This is a genomic window from Paraperibacillus esterisolvens (assembly GCF_046237625.1).
Taxonomy (GTDB): Bacteria; Bacillota; Bacilli; order Bacillales; family DSM-1321; genus Paraperibacillus; species Paraperibacillus esterisolvens.
In genome coordinates this window covers 109,229-125,948 of record NZ_CP143545.1, presented here as the reverse complement: position 1 = coordinate 125,948, position 16,720 = coordinate 109,229, and the positions used below count along the sequence as shown (strand labels likewise).

Below are 16,720 nucleotides of genomic sequence, written 5' to 3'. Positions count from 1 at the left end.
ATCCTTTTATATTAGATGTCAACTATACTTCGGAAAATATTTCAGCAGCTGTCCCTGTGTATAGGATGCTTTACCAGACTTTCTTAAAAAAGAGGCCGGTAAATGGATTACCGGCCGTTTTTATCAATCAACCGAAACTGTTTCTTCACTCGAATCTTCTGTTAAAACCGGTGCAGCCTTTCTGTAGCGGGCCATCCCTGTTCCTGCAGGAACAAGTTTTCCGATGATAACATTTTCTTTCAAGCCGAGCAATTCATCACGTTTTCCTTTAATTGCGGCATCCGTAAGGACCCTTGTGGTTTCCTGGAAGGATGCAGCAGATAGGAATGAGTCGGTTTCAAGTGATGCTTTGGTGATACCAAGCAGTACAGGACGTCCTGTTGCAGGCATTTTGCCTTCAAGCAGCGCCTTTTCGTTTGCATCTGTGAATTGGTGGATATCAAGCAGTGTGCCTGGAAGCACGCTTGATTCTCCCGCATCCAATACACGGATTTTGCGGAGCATCTGGCGGACCATAACTTCAATATGCTTATCGCCGATTTCTACCCCTTGCATACGATAGACTCTCTGGACTTCTTTCAGCAGATATTCCTGGACAGACAGTACATCTCTGATCTTGAGAAGCTCTTTAGGGTCGATGGATCCTTCCGTCAGTTCCTGGCCGCGGATTACCTTCGAGTCTACTGCGACTTTTAGGCGCGCGGTATATGGAGCAACATAAGAACGGGATTCAACTTCGCCCTGTATAGTGATTTCCTGCTGTTTGTCTCTGATTTCGTTGATTGCTGTAACTGTTCCGTCGATTTCGGAAATGATTGCCTGACCCTTAGGGTTACGGGCCTCAAACAATTCCTGGATACGAGGGAGACCCTGGGTGATGTCATCCCCGGCAACACCGCCGGTATGGAATGTACGCATGGTAAGCTGTGTTCCAGGTTCACCGATGGATTGTGCAGCGATGATTCCGACTGCTTCTCCAACTTCCACCTGTTCTCCAGTTGCCAGGTTACGGCCATAACATTTCTTACATACACCGTGGCGTGTGTTACATGTGAACGCAGAGCGGATCCATACCTGCTGGACGCCTACATCTTCCACATATTTAGCCAGGTCTTCAGTTATCAATTCATTTTCTGCAACAATGACTTCATTTGTTTCAGGATGCCTGATCGGCTTTCTTGCATAACGGCCGATTAAACGTTCCTCAAGGTGCTCGATTGTTTCTGTTCCGTCTTTCAGGGCGCCGATCAGCAGGCCTCGGTCTGTTCCACAGTCGTCATCGCGTACGATGACATCCTGGGCAACATCGACAAGACGTCTTGTAAGGTAACCGGAGTCAGCTGTTTTAAGCGCCGTATCTGCAAGACCTTTACGGGCACCGTGGGTCGAAATGAAGTATTCAAGAACCGTCAATCCTTCTCGGAAAGAGGATTTGATCGGCAATTCAATGATCCGGCCGGCCGGGTTGGCCATGAGTCCGCGCATACCAGCAAGCTGCGTAAAGTTGGACGCATTACCACGGGCGCCGGAATCACTCATCATGAAGATTGGGTTCCGCTTATTCAGGGACTGCATCAGCTTGGCCTGAATGGCATCCTTCGCCCCGCTCCAGATCGAAATGACTCTATCATAGCGTTCTTCTTCAGTGATCAGACCGCGTCTGAACTGCTTCAGTACGTTATCTACTTTAGATTGACCTTCTTCAATGATCTGTTTCTTCTCAGCAAGTACAACAATGTCAGCTACACCAACGGTGATTCCCGCCCTTGTTGAGTGCCTGAATCCAAGATCTTTCATGCGGTCAAGCATCTTAGAGGTTTCAGTAATCTTGAATCGCTTGAATACCTCGGCGATGATATTTCCTAAGAACTTTTTAACAAACGGATCAACGCCAGGCTGAGCCTTAATGATTTCTCTGACATCCTGCCCTTTTTCAACAAAATACTTCTCTGGAGTTTTTTCCTCAAGATTGGATTTTGTCGGTTCATTCAGGTACGGGAATGTATCAGGAAGAATTTCGTTAAAGATCAATTTTCCGACAGTCGTCAGCAGCAGCTTGCTGTTTTGTTCTTCTGTGAACGTCTGGTTCTTAAGCGAGCCGGCATGGACAGCGACACGTGTATGCAGGTGTACATATCCATTTTGATAAGCAAGGATCGCTTCGCTTGTATCCTTGAAGATCATGCCTTCACCGTTTGCGCCTTCACGTTCCATAGTCAGGTAATAGTTACCCAGTACCATATCCTGTGATGGAGTAACAACCGGTTTCCCGTCTTTAGGATTCAGGATGTTCTGTGCAGCAAGCATGAGCAGGCGTGCTTCAGCCTGTGCTTCAGATGACAGCGGCACGTGGACCGCCATCTGGTCACCATCGAAATCGGCATTGTACGCTGTACACACGAGCGGATGGAGCCTGATGGCACGGCCTTCCACAAGTGTCGGTTCAAACGCCTGGATTCCAAGCCTGTGAAGAGTCGGTGCACGGTTCAAAAGAACCGGGTGCTCCTTGATGACTGATTCCAGCACATCCCATACTTCAGGCTGGAGACGTTCAATTTTCCGCTTGGCCGACTTGATATTATGTGCCAGCCCTTTGCCGACCAATTCCTTCATGACAAACGGCTTAAACAGCTCGATCGCCATTTCCTTAGGAAGTCCGCACTGGTACATCTTCAGGTTCGGACCTACGACAATAACAGAACGGCCGGAGTAGTCAACACGCTTCCCAAGAAGGTTTTGACGGAAACGCCCCTGCTTTCCTTTCAGCATGTGAGAAAGGGATTTGAGCGGACGGTTACCCGGTCCGGTAACAGGCCTGCCTCTTCTTCCGTTATCGATCAAAGCATCGACAGCTTCCTGAAGCATACGCTTTTCGTTCTGGACGATGATGCTTGGTGCACCCAGGTCCAGAAGGCGCTTCAGCCTGTTGTTCCGGTTGATAACCCGGCGGTACAGATCGTTTAAGTCAGATGTGGCAAAACGGCCGCCATCGAGCTGCACCATAGGACGCAGTTCCGGCGGGATGACAGGCAGGACATCGAGGATCATCCAGGAAGGCTCATTACCAGAGTTCCTGAAGGCTTCGAGCACTTCGAGCCTTTTGATGGCACGGGTACGTCTCTGCCCCTGGGCGGTTTTAAGCTCTTCTTTAAGGAAGTCCACTTCTTTATCCAGGTCTATATCAAGCAAAAGCTTCTTGATCGCTTCTGCTCCCATTGCTGCCTGGAATTTGCTGCCGTATTTTTCACGGTATGCACGGTATTCTTTTTCAGAAAGCAGCTGCTTTTTATCCAGTGCAGTATCACCTGTTTCGGTTACTACATAAGAAGCAAAGTAGATGACTTCCTCAAGGGCCCTTGGGGACATGTCAAGGACAAGTCCCATACGGCTCGGAATCCCTTTGAAATACCAGATATGAGATACAGGTGCAGCAAGCTCAATATGGCCCATACGCTCGCGCCGTACTTTTGCACGGGTGACTTCTACGCCGCATCGGTCACAGACTACACCTTTATAACGGACTCTTTTATACTTTCCGCAATGACATTCCCAGTCCTTTGTAGGACCAAAGATACGTTCACAGAACAACCCGTCTTTTTCAGGTTTTAGAGTACGATAGTTGATGGTTTCCGGTTTTTTGACCTCCCCAAATGACCAAGAACGGATCTTGTCAGGAGAAGCTAAACCAATTTTCATATACTCAAAATTATTAACGTCTATCAAGGGGCCTACCTCCCTCTTAATCTCCAGGTTTTACCCTTATTGCATTTCCGAAGCTGTTTTACTCTTTGGTGCCTACTGTTTCTGATTCAGGTGCTTTTGGGTCCGTATCAATTGTAAGCGAGTCTGCTTGATTCAGTTCTTCTTCATCATCAAGGTCGCGCATTTCGATCTCTTTATCTTCACCAGACATGATTTTGACATCCATACCTAAGCTTTGAAGCTCTTTGATAAGTACCTTGAATGATTCTGGCACTCCTGGTTCAGGTACGTTTTCACCTTTGACGATTGCCTCGTATGTTTTCACACGGCCCACGACATCATCGGATTTGACTGTAAGGATTTCCTGGAGTGTATATGCAGCACCATAAGCTTCAAGTGCCCAAACCTCCATCTCCCCAAAGCGCTGTCCGCCGAATTGGGCTTTACCGCCGAGCGGCTGCTGTGTAACAAGCGAGTAAGGTCCAGTTGAACGTGCATGCAGCTTATCATCAACCATGTGGGCAAGCTTGATCATATACATGACACCAACAGAGACTCTGTTATCAAACGGTTCGCCGGAGCGGCCGTCGTACAGGACTGTCTTGGCGTCATTCGCCATGCCGGCCTCTGCGATCGTGCCCCATACATCCTCTTCCCTCGCTCCGTCAAATACAGGAGAAGCAACATGGATCCCCAGATATCTTGCGGCCATTCCAAGGTGGAGTTCGAGCACCTGCCCGATGTTCATACGTGATGGTACACCCAGCGGATTCAACATGATGTCGACTGGCGTGCCGTCTGGCATGAAAGGCATATCTTCTTCCGGAAGGATCCGGGAGATTACCCCTTTGTTACCATGGCGTCCCGCCATTTTGTCTCCCTCGGAAATCTTACGCTTCTGTACGATATAGGCACGGACAAGCTGGTTGACGCCTGGAGGAAGTTCATCGCCGTCTTCACGATTAAAGACTTTGACATCGAGTACGATGCCGCCGCCGCCGTGAGGAACACGAAGCGATGTATCCCGCACTTCACGTGCTTTTTCACCAAAGATTGCGTGAAGAAGTCTTTCCTCGGCTGTAAGCTCTGTAACACCCTTAGGAGTTACTTTACCTACAAGCAGGTCGCCGTCTTTAACTTCGGCGCCTACACGGATGATTCCGCGCTCGTCTAGGTTGCGGAGTGCATCCTCGCCGACGTTTGGAATATCCCTTGTGATCTCTTCCGGCCCGAGCTTGGTATCACGAGATTCGGATTCATATTCTTCAATATGGATAGAAGTATATACATCGTCTTTTACAAGACGTTCGCTCATGATGATGGCATCTTCATAGTTGTAGCCGTCCCAAGTCATGAAAGCTACCAGTACATTTCGTCCAAGTGCAAGTTCGCCCTTTTCCATCGATGGTCCGTCAGCAAGGATTTCTCCCTTTGTCACCCGGTCGCCGACACTTACGATCGGACGCTGGTTATAGCAGGTTCCCTGATTGGATCTAATGAATTTAAGCATTCTGTACTTGTCAAGGTCTCCCCTTACTTCCTGCCCGTCTACTTCCTTCACGCGTCTTACCCAGACTTCCCTGGATTCGACGTGCTCGACGATTCCTTCGTGTTTACAAATGACAGCGGCACCCGAGTCTTTTGCAGACACATACTCCATGCCTGTTCCAACAATCGGTGCTTCAGGCTGCATCAACGGAACAGCCTGACGCTGCATGTTCGCTCCCATGAGGGCACGGTTGGAGTCATCGTTTTCAAGGAACGGGATACAGGCAGTCGCCGCAGAAACAACCTGCTTAGGCGATACATCCATGTAATCTACACGGTCGCGTTTTACAACGGTATTCTCACCGCGGAAACGTGCAATGATATCTTCCTCAACGAATGCACCTGATTCATCAAGCAGCACATTCGCCTGGGCTACAACATAGTTATCTTCCTCATCAGCAGTCATATAGTCGATTCTGCTGGTGATTTTCCCTGTTTCAGGATCCACACGGCGGTAGGGTGTTTCAATGAAGCCAAAACGGTTTACCTTCGCAAAGCTTGAAAGGGAGTTGATCAAACCGATGTTTGGTCCCTCAGGAGTCTCAATCGGACACATGCGGCCGTAATGTGAATAATGGACGTCACGCACTTCAAAGCCGGCACGCTCACGGGTCAGTCCGCCTGGCCCTAGTGCAGATAGACGGCGTTTGTGCGTCAATTCAGCAAGAGGGTTCGTCTGGTCCATGAACTGCGACAGCTGGGAACTTCCGAAGAACTCTTTAATGGAAGCGATAACTGGACGGATATTAATTAATTGTTGAGGTGTTATTGTGTTCGTATCCTGGATGGACATCCTTTCACGAACAACACGTTCCATACGGGAAAGACCGATCCGGAACTGGTTTTGCAGAAGTTCTCCTACAGAACGCAGGCGGCGGTTTCCTAAATGGTCAATGTCATCAGTGTCCCCTACTGAATGCAGCAGGTTGAAGAAATAGCTGATTGAAGAAATGATGTCGGCAGGCGTGATATTCTTCACCTGTTCTTCTACATAAGCATTCCCTATTACATTGATGACTTTTTCACCTTCTGCATCGGCCGGTGCATAAATTTTGATTATCTGCATGAGAATATCTTCATCTACTACTCCGCTGACAGGGTTGAAAGACTTGAACTCCACTCCTTTTTCAAGGAATGGAATGATGCGGTCTAAATTCCTGCGGTCAAGCAGAGTGCCCGCTTCAGCGATGATCTCTCCTGTTTCAGGGTCAGCCAGAGTCTGGGCCAGACGCTGATTGAACAGGCGGTTTTTAATATGAAGCTTTTTGTTGATCTTATAGCGTCCAACATTAGCAAGATCATATCTTTTTGGATCAAAGAATCTGGAAACGAGAAGGCTTTTTGCATTCTCTACAGTCGGCGGCTCGCCTGGGCGGAGACGCTCGTAGATCTCAAGCAATGCCTTTTCGGTGCTTTCTGTGTTGTCTTTTTCAAGCGTATTGCGGATATATTCATTATCGCCAATCAAATCGATGATTTCTTGATCAGAGCCAAACCCGAGTGCACGAAGAAGGACAGTGACCGGAAGTTTCCTTGTACGGTCGATCCTTACGTAAACAACATCCTTAGCATCTGTTTCATACTCAAGCCAAGCCCCGCGGTTTGGAATGACAGTGGCTGTATAGCCCCTTTTCCCATTCTTGTCTAACTTTCCGCTAAAGTAGACACTTGGAGAACGCACTAACTGAGAAACGATGACACGTTCTGCACCATTGATGACGAAAGTGCCTGTCTCAGTCATTAGCGGGAAGTCACCCATGAAAACATCCTGGTCTTTTACTTCGCCTGTTTCCTTGTTTACCAGACGTACTTTCACGCGTAGCGGAGCAGAATACGTAACATCGCGCTCCTTGGATTCCTCCACTGAATACTTCGGATCTCCGAGACTGTAATCAATGAATTCTAGCGAAAGGTTGCCTGTAAAGTCCTCGATAGGAGAAATATCCTGGAACATTTCTCTTAAGCCCTCATCAAGAAACCATTGGTAAGAGGAGGTTTGAATCTCGATAAGATTCGGTAATTCTAAAACCTCGCTGATTCTTGCATAAGTTCTGCGCTGGCGGTGTCGTCCATACTGAACTAGTTGACCTGTCAACTGATTCACCCCTCAAATAAAGCATTATAAGTGTAAATCTTCGCCTGTTAAGCGATATAAGCATGCCTATGTAGCTGTTAACTCACAGACAAAAAAAGAAAAAGGGTTTTCTATTTTAAAAACCGCATTTTCAAAAAAACAAACTATTATCAATATATTTTTTCCCACAAAAGCACTTTTTATACTATAATAATAAAGAGAGTATGCATAATGAGGGAAATTATATATATGCATTAAATAATATTATCATAGCCATTTTTCCCAGTCAAACCTTTTAAAGGACTTTTTTCATATTGCCTCGTTTTAAACCTATTCCTGGCGTCCTTTTTTAGAGCGCAGGATGTAGTACCCCTTCTTTTTATCCACGGTTTCTACATTCCCGAATAACTCTTCCATCTTATCCATCGCCGAAGGAGCTCCCTGCTTTTTCTGGATAACCACCCACAGCTCGCCCTTATCCGCCAGCTTTTCAAAAGACTGCTCCAGGATATCATGTACAATCTTCTTGCCCGCGCGTATAGGCGGGTTTGTCAGGATCGAAGCGAACCCGGTTTCCTTCACACCAAGCAGCCTGTCGCTTTGATATATTTCCACATTGCCGATCTTGTTAAGAGCGGCATTTTCTTTTGCGAGCATTAATGCCCTTTCATTCACATCAATCATATGGACAACAGCGTCATCAACATCAGGCGCAACGGTCAGGCCGATCGGTCCATAGCCGCACCCGGCATCAAGCAGTCTGCCTTTAACATCCTCATTGGGTACAAAGGCTTCGATCAGCAGCCTCGAGCCGAAATCCACTTCATTCTTGGAGAAGACACCGGTATCTGTCTTAAAGCGGAACTCCCTTCCCCTCAAGGTGAACGTCCAGGTTTTCGGATTGCTTTCGGCATTCGGGTTGTGTGTAAAATAGTGATCGCCCATCTAGTTTCACCCTCACATAGAAAGATTTAAAGCTTGAGGATTCAACACCAAGCTTTGGTGTTAAAAAAAGCCCGCTTTAAAAGCGGGCTCTCTTTTTATGCAATATTACTTAACTTCGACGTTAGCGCCAACTTCTTCAAGCTTAGCTTTAACTTCTTCAGCTTCTTCTTTAGAAGCTCCTTCTTTAACTGCTTTAGGAGTGTTATCAACAAGTTCTTTCGCTTCTTTAAGACCAAGGCCTGTGATTTCACGAACAACTTTGATAACTTTGATTTTTTGGTCGCCAGCGCTAGTCAGGACAACATCAAATTCAGTCTGCTCAGCAGCTGCGTCTCCGCCGCCTGCTCCGCCAGCTACAGCTACAGGAGCTGCAGCAGTTACGCCGAATTCTTCTTCGATAGCTTTTACAAGATCGTTAAGTTCTAAAACAGTCATGGATTTAACCGCTTCAATGATTTGTTCTTTAGTCATTACTTATTTCCTCCTTGAGTATATGTTTTTTTATTTGATTCAGCCGAAAGCCAGGATCAGCTTATGCGCCTTGTTCTTCTTTTTGGTCTGCAACAGCTTTTGCAGCAAGAGCAAGGTTGCGGATAGGTGCTTGAAGCACGCTAAGCAACATAGAAAGAAGTCCTTCGCGAGATGGAAGTTCAGCAAGAGCTTTAACTTCTTCAACTGTAGCAAGGTTCCCCTCGATAACACCCGCTTTGATTTCAAGCGCTTCGTGTTTTTTAGCGAAATCGTTAAGGATTTTCGCTGGTGCAACAACATCTTCGTTACTGAACGCGATTGCGTTAGGGCCAGTAAGGGATTCATTCAATCCGCCAAGCTCTACAGATTCAGCGGCACGGCGAGTCATGGAGTTTTTGAAAACCTTGAACTCGATGCCAGCTTCACGCAGCTGCTTACGAAGCTCTGTTACTTCCGCAACGGTCAAGCCGCGGTAATCAACAATGATAGTAGATTTACTTGCTTTGAATTTACCGGCAATATCCTCTACGATTTGTTTCTTTTGTTCAACAGCACTGCTCATCTAGACACCTCCTGTAAGATTTGTCAAACACGATTCATACCAATGAAAAAGCCTCCATATCAGAGAAGACATGGAGGCAGTAAGTTCGTTTTAGTCAGTGACTAATATATCGAATTTACCTCGGCAGGAAAATTAAGCATTGGATGCACCTGCTGTCTTCGGTACAAATGTATTTTATTTTCAACAAGAAATAGTATATTAAATATTTCTTAGGTTGTCAACTTTATTTTGAAGCTGTGAAAGAAGAAGCGTCAACCTTCACACCAGGGCCCATTGTAGAAGTGACAGATACATTCTTCATGTATGTCCCTTTAGCAGCCGCCGGCTTAACTTTTAACAAAGTATCATAGATCGTGGTGAAGTTTTCAAGAAGTTTTTCGTTGTCGAAAGAAACTTTCCCGATTGGAACGTGGATGTTGCTCTGACGGTCAACACGGTATTCCACTTTACCAGCTTTGATTTCTTTAACTGCTTTTTCTACATCGAAAGTAACAGTTCCAGTTTTAGGGTTTGGCATTAAGCCCTTAGGACCCAATACGCGTCCAAGCTTACCAACTTCACCCATCATGTCTGGAGTTGCAACGATCACATCGAAATCAAACCAGCCTTGCTGAATTTTGGTGATGTAATCAGTATCGCCTACGAAATCAGCGCCAGAAGCTTCTGCTTCCTTTGCTTTTTCACCTTTAGCGAATACCAATACACGCTGAGTTTTACCAGTTCCGTTTGGAAGCACAACTGCTCCACGGATTTGCTGGTCAGCTTTCTTAGGGTCTACGCCCAGACGGAAAGCAACCTCAACAGTTGCATCAAACTTAGCTGTGTTTGTTTGTTTTACAAGTTCAACAGCTTCAGCAGCTGAATATGCTTTTGTACGGTCTACAAGCTTTACAGCTTCTAGATACTTCTTGCCTTTTTTAGCCATTTTAATTGTCCTCCTATAATGTGGTTTTAGCGGAATAACCTCCCACGAATAAAGGTTGCGAGCATCTTTGACAACACCGCAACCCTCAAGAAACACCTTTACATCTTATATGGATCAGTCTTCAATGACAATACCCATACTGCGAGCAGTACCTTCGACCATGCGCATAGCAGATTCAACGCTAGCTGCATTCAGGTCAGGCATTTTAGTTTCAGCAATCTCACGTACTGTATCACGCTTGACTGTTGCAACCTTCTTACGATTTGGTTCACCAGAACCAGACTCTAGACCAGCCGCTTTCTTAAGAAGAACTGCAGCGGGCGGAGTTTTCGTAATGAATGTAAATGAACGGTCCTCAAATACCGTGATTTCTACCGGAATGATAAGACCAGCTTGATCTGCTGTACGAGCGTTAAACTCTTTACAGAAACCCATGATGTTAACACCGGCTTGACCAAGTGCAGGACCAACTGGCGGCGCTGGGTTAGCTTTACCTGCAGGGATTTGCAGTTTTACTAGTTTAATTACTTTTTTAGCCACGAGACACACCTCCTTATCGTCCGTGATGTGGTATATGGGTTATGGAACCCTCCCACTCATCTGGATTCTTTATATTATGAATAAAGAATTTAGTCTTATGGTTCAGGTCTCATTAAATGAGACATACTGACCTTTGAAATATTACCACTTTTTCAAAATGATTTCAAGTTTATTTTAGTTTATATTTTCTCTACCTGTTCAAAATCCAGTTCTACCGGAGTATCCCGGCCGAACATATTGACAAGAACCTTAAGCTTCGATTTGTCTTTGTCGATTTCCTCGATTGAGCCGACAAAGGTAGCGAATGGACCTTCCTTAACCTGGACCTTCTCGCCGAGCGTATAATCGACATCCACCCGTCGCTCTTCCATACCCATATGCTTGAGGATGGTCACTACTTCTTCAGGCAGCAACGGAGTCGGCTTTGAGCCGGAACCCGCCGAGCCTACAAACCCGGTTACGCCAGGTGTATTGCGGACCACATACCAGGAATCATCAGTCATGATGATTTCAACCAGCACATAGCCTGGGAATACTTTCTTTTTTACAGTTTTCTTCTTGCCGTCTTTTATGCTTGTCTCTTCTTCTTCAGGAACCACTACCCGGAAGATCTTATCTTGCATCGCCATGGTTTCAACACGCTTCTCAAGATTCGCCTTCACCTTATTCTCATAACCGGAGTAGGTGTGGACTACATACCAATTCTTTTCCATCTCAGTAGGACTAAGTGTCCTTCCCTCCCTAATACCTTAAGTTTTACATTTATGCAGATAAACAAAAGACTGCTGTCCGCTGCTGTGATTATCTTCATGACTCACTGACCAAATCTACATGCACATAAAAAAAATTTACCCAAATTAAAAAACCCGTCTCGCGGGCTTTTTTAAGAAGAATATGAATGTATCACCATTATACCATTATTTACACTAACTTATTCAAGTATTAAACGAATTAACTTTGAAATCCCCAAGTCAACCACTGCAAAGAAAATAGCCATGAAAACGATGGTGCTAAGAACCGTGATCGTATATGATGTGAGCTCTTTGCGCTTTGGCCAGCTTACCTTTTTCATTTCACGGCCTACGCCGCGAAAAAACTCAGTTATGCGCTGCATGAATGTAATAACCTCCACCCCGGGTAAAATGACTGGTGTCTATGTCTGTGTAAATCTTACTTCGTCTCTTTGTGAAGCACATGTTTATTGCAATTACTGCAAAACTTATTTATTTCTAAACGCTCTGTGCCTGAACTGCTGCTCTCTGTGGAATAATTCCGGGAGCCGCACTCTGCACATGATAATACGATTTTCTTTTTCATAGAATAACACCCTCATACTTATACACTCTAGAAACTTTATCATGGCTCCCTTTTTATGTCAATATGAAAATGGAGCCAGCTGTGCAGCGGGGCTCACAGTGTGACTTCCCGACCTTCCAGGTACCGCTCCAATTTCCTTTTTACCCGCTGGAGCGCATTATCTATGGACTTCACATGCCTGTTCAGCTCTTCTGAAATTTCCTGATATGACTGACCCTCTAGATAAAGAGCCAGCACCCGCCTTTCCAGGTCGCTTAAAAGCTCTGCCATCTTGAGCTCTATATCATCAAACTCTTCCTGGCTGATAACGAGCTCTTCCGGATCCTGGGCCTTTGCCCCTGACAAAACATCCATCAGGGTACGGTCGGAGTCCTCGTCGTAAATCGGCTTATCGAGAGACACATAGGAGTTGAGGGGAATATGCTTCTGGCGGGTAGCGGTCTTGATTGCCGTGATGATCTGCCTTGTGATGCACAGCTCGGCAAAGGCTTTGAATGAAGTGAGCTTGTCCTCCCTAAAGTCCCGTATGGCTTTAAAGAGGCCGATCATTCCTTCCTGTACAATATCTTCCTTATCTGCGCCGATCAGGAAATAAGTCCTTGCTTTCGCGCGGACAAAATTCCGGTATTTTTGGATGATAAAATCAAGTGCATCACTGTCGCCCTTATGTACCAGCTCTACCAAAGTCTCGTCTTCCATTTTCAGAAAACGCTCGTTCTGCAGGAAATCCAAGTTTGCAATCACACATATCCCTCCGGCCCCAATACATAGATAAGGATATTATACAGGAGCCAAAATTTGGACGTCAATAACTCAAAAGGTTCCTCTGCGCCATTTTTCAAAAATTTCTGCCACTTCATTGCTCAGCTGGATTTTCGCGGCCGGCTTTTTCTTTGCAGTTTTTGCAATATTTTTCTCTATCTCCTTGTCCATATGCTCCATTTCATTAAATAATTCACGGGCCGACTTACGGAGGGCTCCCTGGCCGAAAATGGCCCATTGCTCAGTCGCATCGGAGGTCGCCACATGAATTTGGGTTCTAATGTTATTGAGCTCTATCGCAAGTTTTTCAATCCGCTCGTCTGCAGACTCATTTTCACGGGTGAAAATCACTTCTACCTTATAATCCTGATACTTCTTTTCCATCCCCTGGACATAATGGGCATCAAAGACGACGATCACTCTGAAGCCGCTGACAGCCTGATATTCCGCCATCTGTTGGATCAATCTGTCCCTTGCTGCCTGAAGGTCATGGTTCCTGAGCGCCCGGAGCTCGGGCCAGGCACCAATGATATTGTAGCCATCCACCAAAAGGATGTCCATGGCTATTCCCCTAATGGGTGCCGCTTGCGGTAAACCTCGTACATCAGTAATCCAGCTGCTACAGAAGCATTCAGGGACGTTACTTTCCCCTTCATCGGCAGGTTGAAGAGAAAATCACACTTGTCCCTGATCAAACGGCCCATTCCCTTGCCCTCACTTCCAATCACCACGGCAAGCGGCATGTTCCCGTCTATCTTCCGGTAATCCTGGCTGCCTTTGGCATCGGTACCTGCTATCCAGACACCGCGCTCTTTTAGTTCCTCTATTGCCCTAGCCAGGTTTGTGACCCTGACAACAGGAATGTATTCAATGGCTCCCGTAGAAGACTTGGCGACCGTAGCTGTAAGGCCGACTGCCCTCCGCTTGGGTATAATGATCCCGTGTACACCCGATGCATCAGCCGTCCTCATGATAGAGCCAAGATTATGCGGATCCTCAATCTCATCAAGAATCAGGAAAAACGGATCTTCATCCTTCTTTTTTGCATACTCGAATAAATCATCTATTTCGGCATAGTCGTAAGCGGCTACCTGGGCAATGACGCCCTGGTGATTGCCCTCGATCATCTGGTCAATTTTCTTCCTCGGCACAATCTGGACCATGACGTTCGCTTCTTTGGCCATCGCGATGATAGGCTGCATGGAGCCCTTCTGCGCTCCTTCAGCCACCCAAATTTTATTGATTTCCCTGTTTGAACGAAGCGCTTCTGAAACAGGGTTCCTTCCAATTATAAAATCTTCACTCATTGCCTGTTCCTCCTTTCTGGGACTCTACGTACTGAATGGCCTGTCCTATAAGGCCTTCCATTCTGTCTCTTTCATTATTCAAAAACAAGAAGCCGATCAACGCTTCAAAGGCCGTACTGTACCGATAGGTCTGTACATCCGTGTTTTTCGGGATGGTTCCCGACTTGGCATTTCGCCCCCTCTTGACGACCGCTGTTTCTTCCTCTGTTAACAGGCCTGCATCAAGGAAATGATGAATCACTTTACTCTGGGCCTTTGCCGACACAAATGTCGTGGACTCGCGGTGCAGGCGGTGCGGCCTGATGCCCCCTTTCTGAAGGAGGTGGTGCCGGATATATGCTTCATATACGGCATCCCCCATATAGGCAAGAGCCAGGCTGTTCAGAAGGTGCGCATTTATATGATGATCATAGTCGAACATGCTGATCACCCTCGTTTCCATCTGGTTCCCTGTGCTGTGTCCTCCAGAATGATATCCATTTCCTTCAAACGGTCGCGTATTTCATCAGACAGGGCAAAATTGCGGTCCTTCCGCGCCTGGATCCGCTGTTCGATAAGAGCTTCAATTTCATCATCCAGCAGTTCCTCTTCCTTGAGTGAAAGACCCAGAACAGCAAAGAGTTCCTTGAATTCCTTAATAAACGCCTCAATCACCGCTTTGTCTGTATTCTTTTCGAGCAGATAGTAATTGGCCTGCTTTGAAAGCTCAAACAGGATAGAAACGGCATTAGCTGTATTGAAGTCGTCATCCATTTCTTTTTCAAAATCACTGCGGATCGCAGAGAGCTTATCCAGCCATTCCTGGTTGTTTTCCGTAAGACCGGTGCTTGCTCCGCTGCGGTGGATAAGATTCTGGTAAGAAGTTTTCAGCCTGTTCAGCCCGGCCATCAATTTTTCCAGCAGTTCCTCACTGTAATTAATCGGATGACGGTAGTGGACAGACAGCATGAAAAAACGGATCAGATTCGGATCAAAGTGTTTAATGATATCGTGTACAGTCACAAAATTGCCCAGCGATTTTGACATTTTCTCATTATCGATGTTGATATAGCCATTATGCATCCAGTATCGGGAGAATTCCTTGCCGGTCAGCGCCTCTGACTGGGCGATTTCATTCTCGTGATGCGGAAACGCCAGATCCTGTCCCCCGGCATGGATGTCAATCGTGTCACCAAGATATTTCTTAGCCATGGCAGAGCATTCAATATGCCAGCCCGGCCGGCCATTCCCCCACGGACTGTTCCATGAGATCTCGCCTTCCTTTGCGGCTTTCCATAGGGCAAAATCGAGGGAATCCTGCTTCTTCTCGCCCACTTCGATTCTAGCTCCCAGCCTCAGCTCATCTATGGATTGATGAGAAAGCTTGCCATATCCGTTAAATTTCCTGGTTCTATAATATACATCCCCCTCCGATTCATAAGCAAACCCTTTATCAATCAAAGAGGCAATAAAATCAATGATAATATCCATATTTTCCATGACCCGCGGGTGGACGTCCGCCTTCTTGCATCCAAGAGCGCCTACATCCTCAAAATAGGCTTCGATGAATTTGTCAGCGATTTCCGGCACTTCTCCGCCAAGCTCCTTAGCTGCCTTGATCAACTTATCATCCACATCTGTGAAGTTTGATACATATTGGACATCATAGCCCCGGTATTCGAGGTATCTCCTGACTGTATCGAATACAATTGCAGGGCGGGCATTCCCGATATGGATATAGTTATATACTGTCGGGCCGCAAACATACATCTTTACCTTCCCCGGCTCAAGCGGCTTAAATTCTTCCTTTTGTCTAGAAAGCGTGTTATAGATCTGAATGCTCACGACTTTAGACTCCTTTCGATTCCTTTTTCCATAAGTTCATGCTTCAGGGCCTGGATTTCTGCTTCCAGGGCCTTCAGTCTGTCATTTATCGGGTCTGGCAGATCGCAGTGATTCAAATCGTTCTTAACCCGGATGCCGTTCTGGACAACCACCCTCCCCGGTATGCCGACAACGGTGGAGTTCGGGGGAACATCTCTAAGGACAACAGAGCCGCCTCCGACTTTAGAATTCTCGCCAATCACGATCGATCCTAATACCTTTGCACCGGTAGAAATCAGTACATTGTCATGGATGGTAGGATGGCGCTTCCCCTTTTCCTTTCCTGTGCCCCCAAGGGTGACCCCTTGAAAGATGGTTACATTATCTCCAATTTCACAGGTTTCACCGATTACCACACCCATTCCATGGTCGATAAAAAACCTTCTGCCAATTTTTGCGCCCGGATGGATTTCAATGCCGGTGAAAAAACGGCTTACCTGCGATATCACCCTGGCGATAAAAAACCACTTTCGTTTATAAAATGCATGCGCAGCCCGGTGGGCCCAGATGGCATGCAGACCAGAGTAAGTTAAAATAACCTCTGTATAGCTCCGTGCTGCAGGATCCTGATCAAATACTACATCAACATCTTCTTTCAATGCTTTAAACATGACGCCACCTCCCTGATTATGGGCTGATTTCTTTTTAGATATAAAAAAGCGCCTCTGTCACAATGACAGAGACGCTTTTAGCGCGGTTCCACT

The 16,720-nt window shown here is 46.4% G+C and carries 16 protein-coding genes and 1 other annotated feature; all 16 genes read right to left on the bottom strand.

The window, feature by feature from the left end; genetic code table 11:
• Window positions 1-123: 123 nt before the first annotated feature.
• The 16 genes from rpoC to cysE all read right to left on the bottom strand — a co-directional run bounded on the left by rpoC (window position 124) and on the right by cysE (window position 16,627).
• Entirely contained in the window at window positions 124-3,723 is a 3,600-nt protein-coding gene (rpoC, locus tag V1501_RS00635; RefSeq protein WP_409290975.1) for a DNA-directed RNA polymerase subunit beta', read from the bottom strand.
• Window positions 3,724-3,781: 58 nt separating this feature from the next.
• A complete protein-coding gene (gene rpoB, locus V1501_RS00630) occupies window positions 3,782-7,345 on the bottom strand; it encodes a DNA-directed RNA polymerase subunit beta (RefSeq protein ID WP_409290974.1) in 3,564 nt (1,187 codons plus the stop codon).
• 309 nt (window positions 7,346-7,654) lie between these two features.
• Window positions 7,655-8,269 (bottom strand): class I SAM-dependent methyltransferase, encoded by a 615-nt coding sequence (locus tag V1501_RS00625; protein ID WP_409290973.1) that lies wholly within the window; start codon window positions 8,267-8,269, stop codon window positions 7,655-7,657.
• A gap of 105 nt (window positions 8,270-8,374) precedes the next feature.
• Complete coding sequence (rplL, locus tag V1501_RS00620; protein WP_409290972.1) at window positions 8,375-8,740, bottom strand: 50S ribosomal protein L7/L12; 366 nt, start codon at window positions 8,738-8,740, stop codon at window positions 8,375-8,377.
• 61 nt (window positions 8,741-8,801) lie between these two features.
• Window positions 8,802-9,302, bottom strand: a complete 501-nt coding sequence (rplJ, locus tag V1501_RS00615; RefSeq protein ID WP_409290971.1) for a 50S ribosomal protein L10 — start codon at window positions 9,300-9,302, stop codon at window positions 8,802-8,804.
• 35 nt (window positions 9,303-9,337) lie between these two features.
• Window positions 9,338-9,482, bottom strand: a sequence feature (ribosomal protein L10 leader region).
• 43 nt (window positions 9,483-9,525) lie between these two features.
• The gene (rplA, locus tag V1501_RS00610) at window positions 9,526-10,227 is read right to left on the bottom strand and encodes a 50S ribosomal protein L1 (protein WP_409290970.1); all 702 of its coding nucleotides are present in this window, start codon (window positions 10,225-10,227) and stop codon (window positions 9,526-9,528) included.
• A 114-nt stretch (window positions 10,228-10,341) separates the two neighbouring features.
• Window positions 10,342-10,767 carry a 50S ribosomal protein L11 gene (gene rplK, locus V1501_RS00605; RefSeq protein WP_026693309.1) on the bottom strand — a complete coding sequence of 142 codons (426 nt, stop codon included), beginning with the start codon at window positions 10,765-10,767 and terminating at the stop codon, window positions 10,342-10,344.
• A 179-nt stretch (window positions 10,768-10,946) separates the two neighbouring features.
• Window positions 10,947-11,480, bottom strand: a complete 534-nt coding sequence (nusG, locus tag V1501_RS00600) for a transcription termination/antitermination protein NusG (RefSeq protein ID WP_409290969.1) — start codon at window positions 11,478-11,480, stop codon at window positions 10,947-10,949.
• A gap of 218 nt (window positions 11,481-11,698) precedes the next feature.
• Window positions 11,699-11,881, bottom strand: coding sequence for a preprotein translocase subunit SecE (gene secE, locus V1501_RS00595; protein ID WP_409290968.1), 183 nt, complete (start codon window positions 11,879-11,881; stop codon window positions 11,699-11,701).
• A gap of 56 nt (window positions 11,882-11,937) precedes the next feature.
• A complete protein-coding gene (gene rpmG / locus V1501_RS00590; protein WP_409290967.1) occupies window positions 11,938-12,084 on the bottom strand; it encodes a 50S ribosomal protein L33 in 147 nt (48 codons plus the stop codon).
• A 93-nt stretch (window positions 12,085-12,177) separates the two neighbouring features.
• A complete protein-coding gene (gene sigH / locus V1501_RS00585) occupies window positions 12,178-12,783 on the bottom strand; it encodes an RNA polymerase sporulation sigma factor SigH (RefSeq protein WP_409293193.1) in 606 nt (201 codons plus the stop codon).
• Between the two features lie 114 nt (window positions 12,784-12,897).
• Window positions 12,898-13,407 carry an NYN domain-containing protein gene (locus V1501_RS00580; RefSeq protein WP_409290966.1) on the bottom strand — a complete coding sequence of 170 codons (510 nt, stop codon included), beginning with the start codon at window positions 13,405-13,407 and terminating at the stop codon, window positions 12,898-12,900.
• Between the two features lie 2 nt (window positions 13,408-13,409).
• Window positions 13,410-14,153, bottom strand: coding sequence for a 23S rRNA (guanosine(2251)-2'-O)-methyltransferase RlmB (rlmB, locus tag V1501_RS00575; protein WP_409290965.1), 744 nt, complete (start codon window positions 14,151-14,153; stop codon window positions 13,410-13,412).
• Window positions 14,146-14,574, bottom strand: a complete 429-nt coding sequence (locus tag V1501_RS00570) for a Mini-ribonuclease 3 (protein WP_409290964.1) — start codon at window positions 14,572-14,574, stop codon at window positions 14,146-14,148. Before V1501_RS00570 ends, rlmB begins: the two co-directional genes overlap by 8 nt.
• Before the next feature lie 5 nt (window positions 14,575-14,579).
• Window positions 14,580-15,977 (bottom strand): cysteine--tRNA ligase, encoded by a 1,398-nt coding sequence (gene cysS / locus V1501_RS00565; protein ID WP_409290963.1) that lies wholly within the window; start codon window positions 15,975-15,977, stop codon window positions 14,580-14,582.
• Window positions 15,974-16,627 carry a serine O-acetyltransferase gene (gene cysE, locus V1501_RS00560; protein WP_409290962.1) on the bottom strand — a complete coding sequence of 218 codons (654 nt, stop codon included), beginning with the start codon at window positions 16,625-16,627 and terminating at the stop codon, window positions 15,974-15,976. Before cysE ends, cysS begins: the two co-directional genes overlap by 4 nt.
• Window positions 16,628-16,720 lie beyond the last annotated feature (93 nt).

Coding starts and splice junctions, on each gene's coding strand:
- V1501_RS00625 (WP_409290973.1), bottom strand. CDS start 8,269: ATGGGCGATCACTATTTTACACACAACCCGAATGCCGAAAGCAATCCG.
- rplL (WP_409290972.1), bottom strand. CDS start 8,740: ATGACTAAAGAACAAATCATTGAAGCGGTTAAATCCATGACTGTTTTA.
- rplJ (WP_409290971.1), bottom strand. CDS start 9,302: ATGAGCAGTGCTGTTGAACAAAAGAAACAAATCGTAGAGGATATTGCC.
- rplA (WP_409290970.1), bottom strand. CDS start 10,227: ATGGCTAAAAAAGGCAAGAAGTATCTAGAAGCTGTAAAGCTTGTAGAC.
- nusG (WP_409290969.1), bottom strand. CDS start 11,480: ATGGAAAAGAATTGGTATGTAGTCCACACCTACTCCGGTTATGAGAAT.
- secE (WP_409290968.1), bottom strand. CDS start 11,881: ATGCAGCGCATAACTGAGTTTTTTCGCGGCGTAGGCCGTGAAATGAAA.
- rpmG (WP_409290967.1), bottom strand. CDS start 12,084: ATGAAAAAGAAAATCGTATTATCATGTGCAGAGTGCGGCTCCCGGAAT.
- sigH (WP_409293193.1), bottom strand. CDS start 12,783: ATGGAAGACGAGACTTTGGTAGAGCTGGTACATAAGGGCGACAGTGAT.
- V1501_RS00580 (WP_409290966.1), bottom strand. CDS start 13,407: ATGGACATCCTTTTGGTGGATGGCTACAATATCATTGGTGCCTGGCCC.
- rlmB (WP_409290965.1), bottom strand. CDS start 14,153: ATGAGTGAAGATTTTATAATTGGAAGGAACCCTGTTTCAGAAGCGCTT.
- V1501_RS00570 (WP_409290964.1), bottom strand. CDS start 14,574: ATGTTCGACTATGATCATCATATAAATGCGCACCTTCTGAACAGCCTG.
- cysE (WP_409290962.1), bottom strand. CDS start 16,627: ATGTTTAAAGCATTGAAAGAAGATGTTGATGTAGTATTTGATCAGGAT.